The sequence below is a fragment of the Planococcus shenhongbingii genome (assembly GCF_030413635.1).
GTDB classification, from domain to species: Bacteria; Bacillota; Bacilli; order Bacillales_A; family Planococcaceae; genus Planococcus; species Planococcus shenhongbingii.
This window is the reverse complement of the sequence record NZ_CP129235.1, coordinates 3,250,399-3,269,745: the sequence shown is the minus strand read 5'-3', so window position 1 is coordinate 3,269,745 and position 19,347 is coordinate 3,250,399. Positions and strand designations below refer to the sequence as shown.

General features: G+C 45.0%; 17 protein-coding genes. 11 read left to right on the top strand and 6 right to left on the bottom strand.

All coding sequences use genetic code 11. The features are described 5' to 3' along the window. Positions 1-48 precede the first annotated feature (48 nt). On the top strand, positions 49-612 hold the full coding sequence (locus QWY16_RS15830) for an NADPH-dependent FMN reductase (RefSeq protein WP_300990192.1): 564 nt from the start codon (positions 49-51) through the stop codon (positions 610-612). Positions 613-734: 122 nt separating this feature from the next. On the opposite strand, the gene QWY16_RS15825 is transcribed toward QWY16_RS15830, so the two are convergent. Beyond that, the gene (locus QWY16_RS15825) at positions 735-1,709 is read right to left on the bottom strand and encodes a nuclease-related domain-containing protein (RefSeq protein ID WP_300990191.1); all 975 of its coding nucleotides are present in this window, start codon (positions 1,707-1,709) and stop codon (positions 735-737) included. A gap of 203 nt (positions 1,710-1,912) precedes the next feature. On the opposite strand from QWY16_RS15825, the gene QWY16_RS15820 reads away from it, so the two are divergent. From QWY16_RS15820 to QWY16_RS15780, 9 genes are all read left to right on the top strand, one after another. Continuing rightward, a complete protein-coding gene (locus QWY16_RS15820) occupies positions 1,913-4,087 on the top strand; it encodes a DNA topoisomerase 3 (protein WP_436837147.1) in 2,175 nt (724 codons plus the stop codon). Positions 4,088-4,143: 56 nt separating this feature from the next. Continuing rightward, entirely contained in the window at positions 4,144-4,632 is a 489-nt protein-coding gene (gene ybaK, locus QWY16_RS15815; RefSeq protein WP_300990189.1) for a Cys-tRNA(Pro) deacylase, read from the top strand. 140 nt (positions 4,633-4,772) lie between these two features. Beyond that, entirely contained in the window at positions 4,773-5,414 is a 642-nt protein-coding gene (locus tag QWY16_RS15810) for a YczE/YyaS/YitT family protein (RefSeq protein WP_300990188.1), read from the top strand. A gap of 101 nt (positions 5,415-5,515) precedes the next feature. Further along, positions 5,516-6,166: a class I SAM-dependent DNA methyltransferase gene (locus QWY16_RS15805; protein ID WP_300990187.1), complete on the top strand. Its 651-nt coding sequence runs from the start codon at positions 5,516-5,518 to the stop codon at positions 6,164-6,166. Positions 6,167-6,554: 388 nt separating this feature from the next. After that, positions 6,555-7,028 (top strand): S-ribosylhomocysteine lyase, encoded by a 474-nt coding sequence (locus tag QWY16_RS15800; protein ID WP_300990186.1) that lies wholly within the window; start codon positions 6,555-6,557, stop codon positions 7,026-7,028. A gap of 11 nt (positions 7,029-7,039) precedes the next feature. Next, complete coding sequence (locus QWY16_RS15795; RefSeq protein ID WP_300990185.1) at positions 7,040-7,960, top strand: PLP-dependent cysteine synthase family protein; 921 nt, start codon at positions 7,040-7,042, stop codon at positions 7,958-7,960. An 11-nt stretch (positions 7,961-7,971) separates the two neighbouring features. Further along, complete coding sequence (locus QWY16_RS15790) at positions 7,972-9,105, top strand: bifunctional cystathionine gamma-lyase/homocysteine desulfhydrase (RefSeq protein WP_300990184.1); 1,134 nt, start codon at positions 7,972-7,974, stop codon at positions 9,103-9,105. A gap of 213 nt (positions 9,106-9,318) precedes the next feature. After that, on the top strand, positions 9,319-11,412 hold the full coding sequence (locus QWY16_RS15785) for an immune inhibitor A domain-containing protein (RefSeq protein WP_300990183.1): 2,094 nt from the start codon (positions 9,319-9,321) through the stop codon (positions 11,410-11,412). A gap of 93 nt (positions 11,413-11,505) precedes the next feature. Then, positions 11,506-12,696, top strand: a complete 1,191-nt coding sequence (locus QWY16_RS15780; protein ID WP_300990182.1) for a glycine C-acetyltransferase — start codon at positions 11,506-11,508, stop codon at positions 12,694-12,696. 184 nt (positions 12,697-12,880) lie between these two features. Here QWY16_RS15780 and QWY16_RS15775 read toward each other — a convergent pair whose 3' ends face one another. From QWY16_RS15775 to QWY16_RS15760, 4 genes are all read right to left on the bottom strand, one after another. Beyond that, entirely contained in the window at positions 12,881-14,056 is a 1,176-nt protein-coding gene (locus QWY16_RS15775) for a M20 metallopeptidase family protein (RefSeq protein WP_300990181.1), read from the bottom strand. A gap of 154 nt (positions 14,057-14,210) precedes the next feature. Further along, a complete protein-coding gene (locus tag QWY16_RS15770; RefSeq protein ID WP_300990180.1) occupies positions 14,211-14,960 on the bottom strand; it encodes an amino acid ABC transporter ATP-binding protein in 750 nt (249 codons plus the stop codon). Positions 14,961-14,995: 35 nt separating this feature from the next. Then, the gene (locus QWY16_RS15765) at positions 14,996-15,697 is read right to left on the bottom strand and encodes an amino acid ABC transporter permease (protein WP_300990179.1); all 702 of its coding nucleotides are present in this window, start codon (positions 15,695-15,697) and stop codon (positions 14,996-14,998) included. After that, the gene (locus QWY16_RS15760; protein ID WP_300990178.1) at positions 15,684-16,511 is read right to left on the bottom strand and encodes an amino acid ABC transporter substrate-binding protein; all 828 of its coding nucleotides are present in this window, start codon (positions 16,509-16,511) and stop codon (positions 15,684-15,686) included. The genes QWY16_RS15765 and QWY16_RS15760 overlap by 14 nt, the downstream gene beginning before the upstream one ends. A 393-nt stretch (positions 16,512-16,904) precedes the next feature. On the opposite strand from QWY16_RS15760, the gene QWY16_RS15755 reads away from it, so the two are divergent. Next, positions 16,905-17,849, top strand: coding sequence for an L-threonine 3-dehydrogenase (locus QWY16_RS15755; RefSeq protein WP_300990177.1), 945 nt, complete (start codon positions 16,905-16,907; stop codon positions 17,847-17,849). 120 nt (positions 17,850-17,969) lie between these two features. Here the strand turns inward: QWY16_RS15755 and QWY16_RS15750 are convergent, their stop codons facing one another. Further along, positions 17,970-19,325, bottom strand: a complete 1,356-nt coding sequence (locus QWY16_RS15750; RefSeq protein WP_300990176.1) for a YjiH family protein — start codon at positions 19,323-19,325, stop codon at positions 17,970-17,972. Positions 19,326-19,347 lie beyond the last annotated feature (22 nt).

Sequence of the window (19,347 nt, the reverse complement as noted above, 5' to 3'; positions counted from 1 at the left end):
GGACAGCGGAACTGTCCGGCAGATACGTATTCAAGGAGGATTTATCTTATGAAGATTTTATTAGTGGATGGAACCATTATTGGTTCGAAGACCGGTGTGATTTTGGAGCAAGTGCAAACATATATCAAAGATTTCAATCCGGAGATGGAGCTTCTCATTTTAAACTTGGCTGATTATGAGCATCAATTTGTTGATGGCCGGCCACTTGGCGAATACAACGAGGATATGCGGGAAATCGTTCGCCGCTTTGAAAATGCAGATGGCTACATTATCGCATCTCCGATTTTCCAAGGCTCTATTCCTGGAGTGCTGAAAAACACATTTGATATGCTGCACCCTCGCACGATGCGCTATAAGCCGGTTTCCATCGTAGCAAACGGAGGCACGTATCAGCATCATCTGGTCATTGAAAATCAGCTGAAGCCGATACTCGATTATTTCCGCTGCCTCGTAACACCGAACTATGTGTATACGCACACTAGCCATTTTGATGACAACAATACTATCATTAATGAAGACGTTCACGATCGCTTGCGCGAATTGGCCCGTGTTTTCGTCCAATATGCTGAGATGAGCAAGCATTTATCCAAGGAAACGATTGACAATCCTTGATTGGCAGAAGAAAAACCTCCCGCGGGAGGTTTTTTTGTTTTATTTGAACCGATTGGCGGCGAAAAAATGGCAATACTGTCCGGGAATGAACTAATACTGTCCGCGATTAATAAAATACTGTCCTAACTTGGTAGAATACTGTCCGCACTCAAAAAATCCTCTGGAATATGGTATACCCGATCTTTGAAACTTCCCTCAAAGGCCATCTTGGAAGCAGCCAAAAGTTTAGAAGCAGCGGATACAGAAGAAATGCCGGTAAATGCGCGAAATTCCCGATTTGAAATCGTAGAGCCAAATAAAGAACGATATTGTTTTAAAGCATCCAGGTGTGCGTGTGGATCTGAAAATAGACAAATGTTGCAAAACCAGTTTTTTCGCTTATAAAACATTTTCTCTCTTTCGCATCTTGAGCATAGAACTCCAGTCAATAAGCCGCTTGGCAATATTAATGGAGAAAGCGGTTTTATTAAGTGGAGTTTCGTGAGTTGACCTGAGAGCTTCTTGATTAATGCTTTTGAAAGAATCTCCCTTGGATATTCTTTCAGCAATTGATCCATCAAAAAAGGCAACCCTGAAGATTGGATCATGATGCGTTTTCCAGCTCTCGATTGAATAACTGCAGAAGGATAAGTAAAAACGATGGCACCGATAACGGGCAGTTTTATTTTACGTTCGGTTAGGAATTGCTCAATCCATTTCTCATGGCGCCGTACTTGGTCATCGGGATTCCGCAAGCCGTCAATGCTGCCGTCTTTATTTGTCCTAGAAAATTGACGAGTTTGCACATCAAAATGAAGCAGGCCGGAAATGCTTTTGACTTCAAGAATTAAAATGAAATGGCTGGTTATAAGAAGAGTGTCGATTTGATGTGAGGATTGCTGTTTTTGAATAAATAAATCATGGATAAAATAGTGGGGGATTGGGATGTCGATTTCGTGCCAAAGGGAATCAATGCGTTGTTCGCCGTGATAGCCGGCGCTGATTCGCCGAAGTTTTTCTGACCAATGGGGGAATTGGGTATGGGTAGGAGGAAGTCTCTTGAGTAAACTTTCGAGCTGGAAGAGTTCGGGCGGAGCCTGGCGTTGTTTAAGTATCAATCTAACAACTCCTTTCTTCTTTATGAATATAGCTTACAAAAGTGAAGACAGCAAGTTGAAATTGGAAAAAAGCTGGCTACTGTCCGGGAACCGAGATTTACTGTCCGCACAGCATAAAATACTGTCCGCAAACCGACAAATACTTTCCAACCCCCGCGAAAAGCCATCAAAACCGGAAGATGCTATAATATACGCTATACGAAATGAGGGTGAATAAATTGAAATCAGTAGTACTTGCAGAAAAGCCATCCGTAGCACGCGATATTGCACGCGTACTGGGATGTTCACAAAAAGGCAATGGATTTTTGGAAGGCAAACAATATATCGTCACATGGGCGCTTGGCCATTTGGTGACACAGGCACAGCCGGAGCAATACGACAACGACTTCAAAGAATGGAAAATGGAGAACTTGCCGATTATTCCGGATCCGTTTAAACTCGTGCCGATCAAACAGTCAATGAAACAATACAATGCAGTAAAAGCGCAATTAAACCGCAGCGATGTCAATGAAGTCATCATTGCAACCGATGCCGGGCGCGAAGGGGAACTCGTCGCACGCTGGATCCTGGAAAAAACGAAAACGCGCAAGCCGATCAAGCGGTTGTGGATTTCTTCTGTCACCGATAAAGCAATCAATGACGGCTTCAACAATCTGAAAGACGGCAAAGCCTACGAGAACTTATTCCAGGCAGCAGTTGCCCGTGCGGAAGCGGACTGGGTGGTCGGCATCAATGCGACACGCGCCCTGACGGTGAAATACAATGCGCAATTATCAACCGGCCGCGTCCAGACACCGACGCTCGCCATGATTGCCGAACGCGAGCAGCAAATCCGCAATTTCCAGCCGAAGCCATATTACGGCATGCAGGCAATTACGGAGCAAGCCGCTTTTACTTGGACTGACGGCAACTCGACGCAGTCGTTCGATAAAGAAAAAATCGATAAGCTGTTCAGCAAACTGGGCGGGACACATGAAGGAACGGTCACGGAAGTGAAAGTCACGCCGAAGAAGCAGCCGGCGCCGCCTTTATTCGACTTGACGGAACTTCAAAAAGAAGCGTATAAACGCTATAGCTGGTCGGCGAAAGAGACGCTGAACACGTTGCAGGGATTGTACGAGCGCTATAAAATCGTGACGTATCCGCGGACCGATTCAAAGCATTTGACATCCGACATGAAAGATACATTAAAAGACCGCATCAAAGCGGTGCAAGTCGGACCTTACCGGGCGTTGGCCGCTACCATCCTGAAAACGCCGGTGGCTCCGCAAAAAGGAGTGATCGATGACAATAAAGTCAGTGATCACCATGCCATCATCCCGACGGAAGAAACACCGCAGCTTCATAATTTATCCGATAAAGAGCATAAATTATACGACATGATCGTCAAGCGTTTCCTGGCCGTCTTTTACCCGATGTACGAATACGACCAGACAACGGTAATCATCACTGCAGGCGGCGAAACCTTCCAGACAAAAGGCAATACGATCCGCAATGAAGGCTGGAAACGCGTTTACAATGACGACGAAGAAGACGGCGACACAACGCTGCCGCCTTTTGAAAAAGGCCAGAAGCTCCATATTAAAGGAATTGCACTGACAGACGGCAAGACCAAACCGCCAGCTTTCTTCAATGAAGGAACGCTCCTTGGGGCGATGGAAAATCCGTCACAGTTCATGGCCGGCGAATCGAAAGAGTTGATCCAGACGCTTGGTGAAACAGGCGGGCTTGGAACGGTGGCAACGCGAGGCGATATCATCGATAAATTGTTCAATACGTTCCTGATTGAGAAGAAAGGCAAAGATTTGACGATTACGTCGAAAGGCCGCCAATTGCTCGAACTGGTTCCGGAAGATTTGAAATCGCCGAAACTGACCGCAAGCTGGGAGCAGCAATTGACGAAAATCGCCAAAGGCCAGCTGAAAAAAGAGCAGTTCATGAAAGAGATGATCGCTTTCGCCCAGAAGTCGGTATCGGACATCAAGAAAAGCGACAAGAAATTCAAGCATGACAACGTCACCGGAAAAACCTGTCCGGATTGCGGCAAGCCGCTTCTTGAAGTGAACGGCAAACGCGGCAAGATGTATGTCTGCCAGGACCGTGAATGCGGCTATAAAAAACAAGTAGCAGTACAAACCAATGCCCGCTGCCCGGTATGCCATAAACGAATGGAAATGCGCGGCGAAGGGGAAGGGAAAATGTTCGCTTGCCAATGCGGCCACCGTGAAAAACTGTCGGCATTCGAAAAACGCCGCAACGCCAATCAGTCAAAAGCGACGAAGAAAGATGTCAATAAATACTTGAAACAGCAGGACGACACACCTGTGAATACAGCAATGGCAGATGCGCTGAAAAAATTATTGGGACAGAACGATTAAAATCCAAGCGCTGGCATGATATGCTTGTTGAAAATAGAGCGTGTGAGGTGCAGCCTGTGGCAAAGAAAATCGTGAAAACCAATGCAGCGCGCATATTGGATAAAGAGAAAATTGCGCACGAAGTTCTGCAATATGATCCTGAAGACGGCAAGATCGATGGCGTTTCGGTTGCGGCCAAAATCGGTTTTTCACCGGAGATGGTCTACAAAACTTTAGTAGCTGCCGGGAACTCAAAACAGAATTATGTCTTTGTGGTTCCGGTGGCGGAAGAGCTGGATTTGAAAGCCGCAGCCAAAGCAGCAGGCGAGAAGAAAATAGAAATGGTTCCTGTGAAGGAGATTTTAGGCCTGACCGGCTATGTTCGCGGCGGCTGCTCACCGCTTGGCATGAAAAAAGCATTTCCAACCTTTATCGCTGAACAAGCGGAATCGTTGGATGAAATCATCGTTTCTGCTGGAAAAATCGGCATGCAATTAAAACTGGCCCCTGACGATTTGATCCAAGCGACTGGCGGCCGCTATGCTGCTATTGTGATTGCTGGTTAAACCAATCGGACTTTTATGGTCAGCGGGTTTCCCGCTCGGAGAAGCGGAACCCTTACTGACTGCTAAAGAAAAATAAAAACCATCCGTTCTTTTTCGAATGGATGGCTTTTTATTAATACATAACAGAAAGAAGGATGGCAATGGGACGCGCTTTTTTTTATCGGTGGCTGTTTTTCATTAGTGGACTTATTGTTTTAGCATTAGGCTTTACCATGATCATCAAAGCGGACAAACTTGGCATCAGTCCTTGGGATGTATTGAATGTCGGCCTCTTCAAGAATTTCGGCCTTAGTATCGGCACATGGGCAATTATAGTGGGTCTTGCGGTTATCGTTTCCACGATGCTGTTCACACGGAAATTCCCGCAAATCGGCACATTCTTGAATATGCTGCTGATTGGAGTTTTCATTGATGTATTCAATTGGCTGATACCGGATATTGAAACGCTGATTGGACAAATACTCATTTTTCTTGTGGGGATCACCATTTCCGGGTATGGCGTCGGCCTTTATGTGTCACCAAGAATCGGAGCTGGCCCGCGTGACAGCCTGATGCTGATTGTGGTTGAAAAGACCGGACTCAGCATTACAGTGGTCCGTGCAGGCATTGAAATCACAGTCGCGTTTATCGGTTGGATGCTCGGTGGGCCGGTCGGAATCGGAACGGTCGCCGTCGCCTTATTGACCGGCCGAATCGTGCAAATTTCATTGCCTCAATTCGAAAGGCTGTTAAAGAAAATTATTGATAAAAAAGATAGCGTACCCCCAGTCCTTAAAATTTAATAGGCGTTTCAGAAAGTTGAAACGCCTTCTTTAATATGTTATAAATAAAACCAAGTAAGGCTATTGGTTTTATAAAAATAGGCAATCAAAGGGGGATATACATGGGACGCGAATTTGTAGAAATATTTGATGAGTGGGTTCATACTTACGACGATTCAGTTTATGGAAAAGATAAAGAATATGAAGATGTTTTCGTAAAATACGATGAAATATTGCAGGCTGTCGCCGATTTGGCCATCAGTCCGGTAGTGGAATTTGGAGTAGGCACTGGAAACCTGACGGAGAAACTTTTGGTACGCGGGCTTGAAGTAACAGGAATTGAACCAAACGAGGCCATGCGCGAAGTAACTGCTGGAAAATTAGCTGATTTAAAATTAATAGACGGAGATTTTTTGCAGTTTGATGATAACATTAAAGCGAAAACCTTTGTCAGCACTTACGCTTTCCATCATTTGACCGATGAAGAAAAAGCTCAGGCGTTCCAACTGTATGCGGAAAAGCTTCCAGCAGGCGGCAAAGTGGTGTTTGCGGACACGGTGTTTGAATCCCTGGAAGCAAAACAGCAGAAAATTGAATTTGAAGCATCTCGCGGGTATGTTAATCTTGTAGAAGATTTAAACCGCGAATACTACACGACGCTTCCGGCAATGAAAGAGTTGATCGAAGCGGCAGGCTTTTCAGTTGAGTTCACTCGATTGAACGGGTATGTTTGGTTAATAGACGCGACTAAGAAAAGCGAAAGCGGCCGTTAAGCTCCGGCAGACATAAGACGAACTATCGAAGCGGCGTTTTGTGCCGCATAGATAGGGTGGCTTATGGCCGAGGAGCTGGCCGGTGGAGACTGGACACTAAGAAAGGTTGAAGCGCCTATCTCAGCTCCGACAGGCGTAAGTCGATTTGGCGAAGCGGCGTTTTTTCAGCCGCACAGCCGAATTGGCTTACGATCCGAGGAGCTAGGTGCTGAAACTGGATACTAAGAAAGGTTAAGGCGCCTGTTTAGCTCCGACAAGCGCTGGAAGGCTGGACAGTGATGGCGTTATTGCCATCGCAGGACTGCCTGAAGCGTCTCGAGGAGCTAGGCACCGAAACCGGACACTCAGAAAACCAATAAAAACACTAACTTATAAGGAGACGATACTCATGAAAAAAATGAATGTTGAAAGCTTCAACTTGGACCATACAAAAGTGGTTGCCCCATATGTGCGTTTAGCAGGAGAAAAAACAGGTGCAAACGGCGACACAATCCGCAAATATGATATCCGTTTCAAACAGCCGAACAAAGAGCATATGGATATGCCAGCCCTACATTCCCTTGAACATATGATGGCGGAGCACAGCCGCAACCATTCCGATCAAATTATTGATATCGGGCCGATGGGCTGCCAGACAGGCTATTATTTGTCCGTGATCAACCATGATGATTTTGAAGACATTTTGCGCATTTTGGAAAACACTTTAAAAGACGTTATTGCTGCGGACGAAGTGCCGGCCTGCAACGAAGTGCAATGCGGATGGGCAGCAAGCCACAGCCTGGAAGGCGCAAAAGAGTTGGCGCGTGAAATGCTGGCGAAAAAAGACGAGTGGCGCCAAGTATTTGCGGAAGAAACTGTTTAAGGAGAATGGGTATGAAATTTGCAACCGAAATCCAGCAGTTGATCGGCAATACACCACTTTTGGAATTGACGCATATCGATATTCCCAATAATTGCCGGATCTTCGCTAAATTAGAATTCTTTAATCCAGGCGGCAGCGTGAAAGACCGCCTGGGTGTTTCTTTGATAGAAGATGCGGAAAACCGGGGAGTATTAAAACCGGGCGGAACGATGATTGAGCCGACTGCCGGCAATACCGGAATCGGATTGGCGCTTGCCGCAATCGGCAAAGGGTATAAAGTGAAATTTGTGGTACCGGAAAAGTTCAGCCAGGAAAAACAGACGCTGATGCGCGCGCTTGGAGCGGAAGTGATCAATACACCGACCGAACTCGGCATGAAAGGCGCAATTGCAAAAGCCAATGAACTGGCTGAGCAGCTTGATGCTTTTTCACCTTCTCAATTTTCAAATCCGGCCAACCCTGAAACTTATGTCCGGACGCTTGGACCGGAATTATGGGAAGCTTTGGACGGCAAGATTGATGTCTTTGTCGCAGGGGCAGGATCCGGCGGTACGTTTGCCGGGACTTCACGCTTTTTAAAATCAAAAAATGCAGACATCAAAACTGTCATTGTGGAACCGGAAGGCTCGATCATCAATGGCGGTGAACCCGGCCCGCATTTGACGGAAGGCATTGGCATGGAGTTTTTGCCAGAATATATGGACCGAACGCATTTCAACTCAATCCATACGATTTTAGATAAAGAAGCGTTCGAAGCATTGAGAGAGCTGGCGAAACGGGAAGGCCTGCTTGTCGGAAGTTCTTCAGGAGCTGCATTTGTCGCAGCGATGAGAGAAGCGGAAACCGCAAAACCAGGCAGCCATATCGTGACGATTTTTGCTGATTCAAGTGAACGCTATATGAGCCAGAACATTTACGGAAGAACATTTTAGGAGGATCATTCATGAAACCAAAAACTAGATTAATCCATGGTGGAATTTTTGGAGACGAAGCGACTGGAGCGGTCTCCACACCAATTTATCAAGTAAGCACGTATAAGCAGGAAGCTGTTGGGAAATTCAAAGGATATGAATATTCACGCACAGGAAACCCGACGCGCCATGCACTGGAAGAATTGATTGCTGACGTTGAATACGGACATGCGGGCTTTGCATTCGGCTCGGGAATGGCAGCTATTTCATCGGTTATGATGCTGTTTTCGGCTGGGGATCATATTATCTTAACTGATGATGTATACGGTGGTACATACCGCGTTGTCAATAAAGTCCTGAACCGCTTTGGCTTGGAGTTTACCTTTGTCGATACAGGCGACTTAGCAGCAGTTGAAGCAGCTGTAAAAGAAAACACGAAAGCGATTTTCATTGAAACACCAACAAATCCTTTGCTAAAAGTGACGGATATTGAACAAATCTCTGCTTTCGCAAAATCAAAAAACCTGATGACGATTGTCGACAATACGTTCATGACACCTTATTTACAAAACCCGATCAAACTTGGTGCCGATATTGTCTTGCATAGTGCTACCAAATATATCGGCGGGCATAGTGACGTAGTGGCTGGTTTAGTGGTAGTAAATTCTGCGGAATTGGCAGAAGACCTCCATTTCGTTCAAAACTCAATCGGGGCAATTTTAGGGCCGCAGGATTCATGGCTATTGATCCGCGGATTGAAAACGCTTGGCATCCGTATGGAAGAAGCAACTGCCAATGCGCAGAAAATCGCTGAATTCCTTGATCAGCATGAAGCAGTAAATGCTGTGATCTATCCGGGCCTTTCAACGCATACTGGCCATGAAATGATGAAGAAACAGGCAGATGGATTTGGTGCAATGATTTCATTTGACGTGGGAAGCAAAGAAAAAGCAGGCGAATTGCTTGCGAAACTGAAATACTTTACACTTGCTGAAAGCTTAGGCGCTGTGGAAAGTTTGATTTCTGTACCGGCTCAAATGACGCATGCCTCAATTCCCGTGGAACGCCGCGCGGAGCTTGGCATTGTGGAAGGGTTAGTGCGCATTTCCGTAGGCATTGAAGATGCTGAGGATTTAATCGAAGACTTAACAAACGCATTAAAATAATAAAAAAAACCGCCCTCGAGGCGGTTTTTTTGTGCCATAAAATAATAAACTATCAAAAATAACAAATAACTTATTTTGACAGAAAAATTACTGGTGAATATTACACTATATTTCGGAATTCGAAATATATCTTTTAGCATATTCTTCTGAATAGTCAAACATGATAATATCTTATCTAGTAGTAATATTCTGACAATTAAAGGAGGACACGACATGAAGATGAGCAAATGGGCGTCGATCATTTCAGCTAGTGCATTGGCACTTTCTTTATTGACTCCAGCCGCAGCACCGGCAGAAGCAGCAACAGCAGCATCAAACGAATGGAACAGTGAAAGATACGGGGACCGGGTGGACATCGACCAGAAACTGAACGAACTGGCTCAAGACGAAAACTTTAAAAAAGAAGCAGATAAAAAGATCAAAGCGCAAGCTGATGAAGTGGAAAATCCTGAAAATGAAACAAAAGCCGACAGCACATTTACTTATGACGGCGGGACAAAGTTTTTCCTGAATCGTAACCTTGAATTTAAAGAGTTCACACTTCGCAGCATCGGTGACAATGTCGAAATCTGGGTTGCAAAGGACTTAGCTTATGGACCGAAAAACCCGAAACCGGCAGACGTGGTAACTCAAGCACAAGTGGATAAATTGCGTACTGAATTTGACAGCAATATCTATCCGAAAGCGACAAGCTTCTTTGGAACACCGGACCAGTTGGATGGCTCGAATTCTCCGCTTCCAAAAATGGTCGGCCTTCCTGAAGACTATTACGAAGGTTCGGATAAAGTCATCATGCTTGTAGATAACGTACAGGATGAAGGCTGGGACAACCCGTCTTATCCATTCTTCGTAGCTGGATTCTTCTGGCAGACGCTTGAAAATTACATCGACCGCAACATCATCACGATCGATACAAATTCTTGGGAAACACGCTTGGAATCCACTTTCTTCGGCACCACCATTCATGAATTGCAGCATTTGATCCATGCGGATAACGATCCTGCAGAAGAAACTTGGTTGAATGAGGGCATGTCTACGTTCTCTGAATATCTAGGAGGCTATGGCCATGATGCCGGATCCATCAACTTCTATCTGGATCATCCGGAAAACTCTTTAGTGAATTGGGATGAGCACGGAACGGCCAAAACAGGCCCTGAAACAATTGCCGATTATGGACAAGTGTATTTATTCACTTTGTATATGTACGATAAGTTTGGCCAGGAATTTATCCGTGAATTGGCAGTAAATGGTTCTAGCCAAGGGATGCCAAGTGTTGACGAAGTGCTCCAAAAGTACGGTTCAGACAAAACTTTTGCTGAAGTGTACCAAGACTTCATGGCTGCTTTGACTTTGGACAATCCGAAAGCTGGCAAGCAATTCGATATCGACAGCATCGACCTTCGTAATCTTCCGGTTGGCACAACAGGAGCAGTTCGCGGGAAAACTGTCGATTTCGAAAAAGCGAAAACCTTCGAAAAAGCAGGGGTCCCGGCATGGGGCGGCGACTTTAAAGAATTTAACTTCGGCAAAGATGTGCGCGGCATGAAGTTTGATGGGGCAGAATTCATTCCACTTCAATGGGGAACAGTGGCTGACCCAGCAGGATCTGGCGCTCAAGTATTGCATGCCAACAACGGCGTCGAAGCGGACCAGGCATTGATCTTTGGAGCAACAGTTCCGGCGGCAGATGCAAAACTGACCTTTGACCATTATTACGACATTGAAGAAAAATGGGATTTCGCAGCTGTGCAAGTTTCTACAGATAAGGGCGAAACGTGGACTTCCTTGGAAAATGAAAATACACGCAGCGATGTAGTGGCTGAAGGACATCCAACCATCAAAGCAAACGTTCCTGGCTTTACAGGCCATAAACTGAACTGGTCAACTGAAACATTCGACTTGTCTGCATATGCCGGCCAAGAAGTACTGGTATCATTCCGCAATATGACGGACTGGGGCTATAACGACAAGGGATGGTTCATTAAAAACGTTCAACTGGGCGACTTCTCAGCTGACGGTACTTCAACTGAACCCTTTAAATCGCTTGGTCAATTGAAAGGTGAATACGTTGATTTCACGACTACATTCATCCAGACAAAGAAAAATGGGCAAGAACGCGTCTTCCACGTTGATCCGTTTAATGTGACGAATAAAGAAGCGCTGGATCTTCAGCAAGTGCTTCGTGAAGGCAATGTCAAGATGATCACTTCTTTTGCAGCAGTACCAAACCAAAAAGAAGCACAGGACTTCACGTATGAAGTGTTGTACAAAAAAGATAACCCGAACAAAGCAAAAGTCAAAAAGTAAGAGGAAAGCGGACCCCGGTCCGCTTTTTCTTTTGGGAAAATTTTGCGTTGTGATAAGATGGAAAGTGAAATTGGTTTCGAAAGGAAGAGGACATTGTCAAAAAAATTGGATGCGTTTTTAGAAGAGAATTTGAGCGAATTGAAAGAGCAAGGCTTATATAACGAAATCGATCCGGTAGAAGGACCAAATGGTGCAATCATCAAAGTGCGCGGCAAAGAATTGATCAATTTGTCTTCAAACAATTATTTGGGGCTTGCAACAAACGAAGACTTGAAACAAATTGCGAAAGACGCGATCGATAAATACGGCGTTGGAGCAGGGGCAGTCCGCTCAATTAATGGAACTCTTGACATTCACGTGAAACTGGAAGAAAAACTGGCTGAATTTAAAGGCACAGAAGCAGCGATTTCGTACCAGTCCGGCTTTAATTGCAATATGGCAGCAATTTCTGCAGTCATGGATAAAAACGATGCCATTTTATCCGATCAGTTGAACCATGCTTCCATCATTGATGGCTGTCGTTTGTCAAAAGCGAAAATCATCGCATTCAAGCACTCGGATATGGAAGACTTGCGTGCGAAAGCAAAAGAAGCGACAGAATCCGGCCTTTACAATAAAGTAATGGTCATTACAGACGGCGTGTTCTCGATGGACGGCGACATTGCGAAACTTCCCGAGATTGTGGAAATCGCGAAAGAATTCGATTTGATTACTTACGTGGATGACGCTCACGGATCTGGCGTAACCGGCAAAGGGAAAGGCACCGTGAAGCATTTCGGGCTTGAAAAAGAAATCGATATGCAAATGGGTACATTGTCGAAAGCGGTTGGCGTTGTCGGCGGTTATGTAGCTGGCAAAAAGAATTTGATCGACTGGCTGAAAGTTCGCTCACGCCCTTTCTTGTTCTCAACAGCGGTGACTCCAGGCGACGTTGCAGCAATCATTTCAGCGCTGCAAATGATCATCGACTCAACGGAGCTGCATGACAAGCTTTGGGACAACGGCGACTATTTGAAAAAAGGCTTGAAAGAGCTTGGATTCAATATTGGTGATTCTGAAACACCAATCACACCTTGCATCATCGGCGACGAGAAATTGACGCAAGAGTTTTCTAAGCGTTTATTCGATGAAGGTGTTTATGCAAAATCAATCGTCTTCCCGACGGTTCCTAAAGGCACTGGACGCGTCCGCAACATGCCTACAGCGGCGCACACAAAAGAAATGCTCGACAATGCGATTGAAGTTTACGCAAGAGTCGGCAAAGAATTAGGCGTTATCAAGTAAAAAAGCGAAAACCCGCCAAGATGGCGGGTTTTTTATTTGATTTGCCGGAATACGACCAGTAGTAAGTGAAATACGACCAGTAACCGCAAAAATACGACCAGCAGCGACAAAAATACGATCAATAACCAGGAAAATACGATTCTGCAGCAAAAAGCGGACACAATATGTGCCCGCTTCAACTAATTTATAATCCTTGCGCTTTAAAATAAGTTGCCGCAAATACTTTTGCAGCAAGCACCATCGCTTGTTCATTAAAATCGAAATTTTCATGATGATGCGGATAACTTAAACTGTCAGCAGCCATTTTTGCTCCGACAAAAAAATAAGCGCCTGGTTTTACTTGGGTATAATAAGCAAAGTCTTCAACCGGCATAATCGGATCAATATCGATGACATGCTCTTCACCGACAATCTCATTTGCTCCCCGGCGCACGGTATCCATCGCTTCCGGATGGTTCCACAGAGCGTCATAGCCTGTTTCAATCACAACTTCAGCTGTTGCTCCCATTGCACGTGCTACGTTTTCTGCAATGGCTGCAACGCGTTCATTGGCCAGCTTGCGCAGCGCCGGATCAAATACCCGGATCGTGCCTTCCATAACGGCTTCACTCGGAATCACATTGTCTGCATCACCGGCATGGAATTTGCCGATGGAGACGACAAGTTCTTTCAGCGGGTCTGCATTGCGGCTGACAATCGATTGAAGGGCAATCATAATATGGCTCGCTGCCAAGATCGGGTCGGTGCCTGTATGCGGTTCTGCGCCATGCGTGCCGTATCCTTTGACGATGATCTTGAAGGCATCCTCAGCGGCCTGCAAATAGCCATCCCGCACAAAGACACGCCCATTCTCCATCATGCTTTGAATATGAGCACCGAAAACCAAGTCGACGCCGCCTAAACAACCATCTTCAATCATGCCGCGTGCTCCTCCAGGAGGCAGTTCTTCACCAAATTGATAGATCAGCACAATCGTTCCGGGAAGTTCGTCTTTTATTGACGCCATTGCTTTTGCAAAACCTAAAAGCCCTGCAGTGTGGCCGTCATGCCCGCATGCGTGCATAACACCGGGAACTCTAGATTTATAAGAAACATCTTTTTTATCATCGATTGGCAGCCCATCAAAATCGGCCCGGAAAGCGATTGTCTTGCCAGGTTTTCCGCCACGGATATAACCGACTACACCACGTCCGCCAACGCCGCGCCGAACTTCCACGCCCATTTCTTCCAAGCGCTCTGCAATAAAAGCAGGCGTTTCGACTTCCTGATGGGATAATTCAGGATACATATGCAGGTGACGGCGTGTTTCCACCATTTCCTCATATAACGATTCAATCTTGGTCATTACAGCTGATTGCATAGGATTGATTCTCCTCATGGTTTGAAATATGAACTTATAATCAGTATACATTCAGCGAAAAGAGGGAAGCAATAAAGAACGTATAAACAACACATTTTAAGAATACTTATTCAAAGAGCATAAAAAATGCGCTGCCCAATTCGGCAGCGCAGAGTTAAATTACATCTGTTTTTTCAATCAAATTCAAAAATTGCTGTGTGCGTTCTTCTTGAGGGTTGTTGAAGATATCTTCCGGTCTGCCGCGTTCCACAATCTTTCCGGCGTCCATAAAGAGGACTTCATCCGCAACACCTTTTGCAAAGCGCATTTCATGCGTTACGACCACCATGGTCATTCCTTCAGAAGCCAAGTCCTTCATAACTTGCAGCACTTCACCGACAAGTTCCGGATCCAATGCTGAAGTTGGTTCATCGAAAAGCATGACTTTCGGTTCCAGAGCAAGCGCACGGGCAATGCCAACGCGCTGCTGCTGCCCGCCCGACAATTGGAAAGGGTAATAATCCATTTTATCTGCAAGTCCGACTTTTGTTAAAATTTCTTCGGCTTTTTTCCGGGCAGCCGCTTTATCAAGTTTTTGTACAATGACTGGACCTTCCATGACGTTTTCAATCGCTGTCATATGAGGAAACAAATTATAATGCTGAAAAACCATCGCCGATTGTTTCCGGAAAGCTGTGATTTGCTTTTTAGAAAAAGGCTTGGAAAAATCAGCGGTTTGTCCATCGATAGTGACCGTTCCGGCATTAGGCACCTCTAGAATATTCAAGCATCTCAGGAAAGTTGTTTTACCAGATCCAGAAGGGCCAATGACGACAATTGCCTGTCCTTTTTGGACGTCTAAATCGATGCCTTTCAGCACTTCAAGATTGCCGAACTTTTTGTGTAGATTTTTAATGGAAATCATATTTCTCTCCTTACTGCAGTCTTTGAATGCCTGTATTATCGGGATACATAACGGTCAAAACGATGTTCCAGTCTGCCCTGTCCGATTGACAATAAGAAACAGACGACCCAGTAAATAAGTGCTGCTTGGGCGTACAACAATAAAAACTCATAGTTTGTAGCGGCGATTTGCTGAGCAATGCGGAACATCTCTGTCACGAGAATGAGCGACGCCAACGAAGTATCTTTAACCAAACTTATAAATGTATTCGAAAGCGGCGGAACAGATACCCGTGCTGCCTGCGGCAAGACGATGCGGCGAAGCGACTGCACGTAAGTCATTCCGATTGTATTGGCTGCCTCCCACTGCCCTTTTGGTATGGAAAGGATGGAAGCGCGGATTACTTCAGAGGCATAAGCCCCGACATTCAATGAAAAACCGAGGACGGCTGCTGGGAATGGATCAATGACAATCCCGACTGTCGGCAAGCCGTAGAACAAAATGAAAAGCTGAACCAATAATGGTGTGCCGCGGATAATCGATACATAAACCCGGGCGATATACTGCAGGATTTTAACGGTAGAGATGCGGGCTAATGCAGTCAACACCGCTAAAATCAGTCCCAATACAAACGAAATCAGTGTCAAAGGTATGGTGTATTGAATCAAGCCTTCTAATAAAGGAAGCCAGGCTGACTGTGAAATTTCCGTGAGCCGTTCCAGTCGAACAGGGTTGGAGAAAATACTATTCAAGTACATTTTCGCCGAACCATTTTTCAGAAATTTTATCGTAAGTGCCGTCTTCGATCATTTCAGCTAAAGCAGTATTGGCTTCTTCAACGATAGCGCCGCTGCCTTTACGGAACAATAATCCACTTTGAGCTGCATCCGATGCTTCATCAACGATTTTGATGTTGGCATCCGGGCGCTGTTTCAAAAAGTCCAGAACTGTCAAATTATCATTCACTGTCGCATTGACGCGACCCGAATTCAATAATTCGATGGCTTGGTTAAAACCTTCCACGCCTTCGATTTCAGCCCCGAAAGAACGTGCAGTTTCTGCATAATTGCTTGTTAAAGACTGGGCGGATAATTTTCCTTCCAAATCTTCGAAGCTTTTGATATCTTCATTGTCTTTTGAAACTACTAATACAGCTGTAGAAGTGATATATGGATCTGAAAAATCATAGCTTTCCTGGCGCTCTGGATTGATGCCGACCTGGTTTGCCACCATGTCAAAGCGCCCAGCATCTAAACCTGCAAACATGGCATCCCATTGAGTTTCCAAAAATTCAACTTCCACACCTAAACGCTTTCCGATTTCTTGCGCAACTTCTACGTCAAAGCCAGTCAATTTACCGGAATCGTCATGGAACGTGAAAGGAGGGTAAGTTCCTTCCGTACCCACACGCAATGTACCTTCTTCTTGGACTTTCGCCAAGACATCTTCTTCAGAACTTCCAGAACCAGTTGCGTCATCCGTGGTTGGATCTTCTTCCGGAGAGCCGCCTCCGCATGCTGCCAACAAAAACATGGCCGCTAACAATAAGAGCATAAAACTAAACTTCTTCATAAATAATCCCCTCAATTTCTTTAGTTTTTTATAGATTAAGTGCATTTGCATTTCAAAAAAATACAGTACCGTACCGCTTTTTATACCCTTTTTCAGTGAAAAAGAAACTATGGTAACAAAACATAGTGGGATACTTGGTTTACAAAGCGAAAGGTGCCCATCAAATTTAAAAATGCAGTACTTATGCAGACCTGTACCATTATAGCACCAAGGTAACAGACGTTCAAATTAATAGTTTCAGCTTTTTCATTGATGGATATTTTGAAAGTTATTGTATTTTTAAAGAGAACAATTTATAATGGCAACAGGATAAAGCTTAAAGAGACAATGAATTCATAGATAAGAATGTATTTATGCACAGGACATTTGTTTTACGGGAAGGGAGATTATAAAATGAAGCGAATTATGATTACTGGGGCACTGGGGCAGATTGGTTCTGAACTGGTGGAGAAATTGCGCGGAATATACGGGATAGACAATGTACTGGCAACTGATATCCGGCCAGCAGCTGGCAACGAAGGGCCATTCGAGTTGCTTGATGTGACAGATGGGCAAAAGATGTATGAGTTAGCAAAAGATTTCGGAGCTGATACCATGATGCATATGGCAGCTTTGCTGTCAGCGACGGCTGAAGAAAAGCCATTGCTTGCATGGAACTTGAATATGGGTGGACTGGTCAATGCGCTTGAAGCTTCACGTGAATTGGACCTGCAATTTTTTACGCCAAGTTCAATCGGCGCATTTGGTCCATCTACTCCTAAAAAAAATACGCCGCAGGATACGCTGCAGCGTCCGACGACAATGTATGGCGTCAATAAGGTTTCCGGTGAATTGTTATGCGATTATTATTTCCAGAAATTCGGCTTGGATACTCGCGGAGTCCGTTTTCCGGGCTTAGTTTCGTATGTGGCACAGCCGGGTGGAGGTACGACCGATTACGCAGTGGACATCTATTACAAAGCGGTTGAACAGCAAAGCTATACGTCATATATCGATAAAGGCACATATATGGATATGATGTATATGCCGGATGCTCTTCAATCGATTGTTGATTTGATGGAAGCAGATCCATCAAAATTGGAACATCGCAATGCCTTTAATGTTACAGCCATGAGTTTTGAACCGGAAGAAATTGCGGCATCAATCCGCAAGCGTATTCCTGACTTCAAAATGTCTTACGAAGTTGATCCGGTCAGACAAGCAATTGCTGACAGCTGGCCTGACAATATCGATGCTTCAGCTGCAGAAAAGGAATGGGGCTTTAAAGCTACCTATGATTTGGATGCAATGACTGCTGATATGCTGGAGAAATTGAAAAAAAAACTGATTCACGCCTGATAAATGAAGAAACGATCTGAGATTATTTCTTCATTTATTTTCGGCCAAATATCTTTAAACTCATCGATTGAAGGCACCAGAAAAGGCCATCCGTATTTTGCGGATGGCCTTTAAATTTAATTAAAATATTAGGTGAGCGATTCCCGCAACAATCGGCAGGGCAATGACTGTGCGAAGCAAGAAAATGACCACCAAATCCAGGATGTTAACCGGAATCCTAGAGCCAAGCAGCAAACCGCCGACTTCCGACATATAAATCAATTGGGTGACGGACATCGTAGCGACTACGAAAAGCGTCAATTCCGATTCGATCGTGCTTGCCGCCAGTATAGCCGGCAAGAACATATCGGCAAATCCGACTACCATCAGCTGTGCCGCAGCTTCTGCTTCGGGTATACCTAATAAATTTAAGTATGGTTCGAAAGGTTTTCCGAGAATCGTGAAAATAGGTGTATAGGTAGCAAGCATCAAAGCGACCGTACCGAACGCCATAACGACCGGAGCTACACCGATCCACATATCCAAGACGTTTTTAAAGCCGTCTTTAAAGAATTCGCTTATTGACTTATTTTCTTCAGCTTTTGATAAGGCGTTTTCAACACCGTGAGAAACAACGTTGTATCCTTCCGGAACTTCTTCAGACATTGCATCCTGAGGCTGTCCGTTCATGAACGTCGTCGGCTTTTGGGCCAAAGGGTAAATGCGCGGCATAATGATTGCAAGTACAATGCCCGTCAAAACAACAGTTCCATAGTAGGGGAGGAAGTATTGGCTTAGTCCAACTTGCTGAATCACGACAATGGCAAAAGTAATTGAAACAACTGAGAAAGTAGTGCCGATTATCGCTGCTTCACGCTGTGTATACTTATTTTGAATATACTGCGTATTGGTTAAAAGAACGCCGATCGTTCCGTCGCCTACCCAGGATGCCAAGGCATCAATTGATGAACGGCCAGGCAAACGGAACACTGGACGCATGACTTTCACCATCATGGTACCGAACATTTCCAGTAGTCCGAAGTTCATCAAAAGCGGCAAAAACAGTCCAGCGAATAAGAAAATCGTAAAGAGGAATGACAATAGCCCATCAGGCGACAATAATAGACCACCCGTATCAGCACTCCAAACAGCTTCGGGACCAACTTGGAACAACACCATGACGGCAAAGACGGCTCCGATGATCCGGACGATCGTCCAGAACAAATTGACGTTGAATAATCTATCAAAAAATGAGACTGTATGGTGTTCATTAACTTTTCTAGTAATACTGAATATGGATCCTGCAGCGGCAATCAGCATGATAACAAGCATGATCCATGGTGCAATTGGCTCGATAAAACCTGCCACTAAATTGGCCAGCAAAGCGATTGGTACAACCCAGCCTTCATCTGTTGGCACCGGCACGATAAATAGGAACACGCCCAGGACAGATGGAATCAAAAACAATAGCCAGGTCAAAACTGTAAACTTTTTCACGAATAAACCCCTTTTCCTTGTG

Bases quoted from the DNA above. Each gene is read 5' to 3' on its own strand.
- QWY16_RS15830 (WP_300990192.1), top strand. From the start codon at position 49: ATGAAGATTTTATTAGTGGATGGAACCATTATTGGTTCGAAGACCGGT.
- QWY16_RS15820 (WP_436837147.1), top strand. From the start codon at position 1,913: ATGAGGGTGAATAAATTGAAATCAGTAGTACTTGCAGAAAAGCCATCC.
- QWY16_RS15810 (WP_300990188.1), top strand. From the start codon at position 4,773: ATGGGACGCGCTTTTTTTTATCGGTGGCTGTTTTTCATTAGTGGACTT.
- QWY16_RS15805 (WP_300990187.1), top strand. From the start codon at position 5,516: ATGGGACGCGAATTTGTAGAAATATTTGATGAGTGGGTTCATACTTAC.
- QWY16_RS15800 (WP_300990186.1), top strand. From the start codon at position 6,555: ATGAAAAAAATGAATGTTGAAAGCTTCAACTTGGACCATACAAAAGTG.
- QWY16_RS15795 (WP_300990185.1), top strand. From the start codon at position 7,040: ATGAAATTTGCAACCGAAATCCAGCAGTTGATCGGCAATACACCACTT.
- QWY16_RS15790 (WP_300990184.1), top strand. From the start codon at position 7,972: ATGAAACCAAAAACTAGATTAATCCATGGTGGAATTTTTGGAGACGAA.
- QWY16_RS15785 (WP_300990183.1), top strand. From the start codon at position 9,319: ATGAAGATGAGCAAATGGGCGTCGATCATTTCAGCTAGTGCATTGGCA.
- QWY16_RS15775 (WP_300990181.1), bottom strand. From the start codon at position 14,056: ATGCAATCAGCTGTAATGACCAAGATTGAATCGTTATATGAGGAAATG.
- QWY16_RS15770 (WP_300990180.1), bottom strand. From the start codon at position 14,960: ATGATTTCCATTAAAAATCTACACAAAAAGTTCGGCAATCTTGAAGTG.
- QWY16_RS15765 (WP_300990179.1), bottom strand. From the start codon at position 15,697: ATGTACTTGAATAGTATTTTCTCCAACCCTGTTCGACTGGAACGGCTC.
- QWY16_RS15760 (WP_300990178.1), bottom strand. From the start codon at position 16,511: ATGAAGAAGTTTAGTTTTATGCTCTTATTGTTAGCGGCCATGTTTTTG.
- QWY16_RS15755 (WP_300990177.1), top strand. From the start codon at position 16,905: ATGAAGCGAATTATGATTACTGGGGCACTGGGGCAGATTGGTTCTGAA.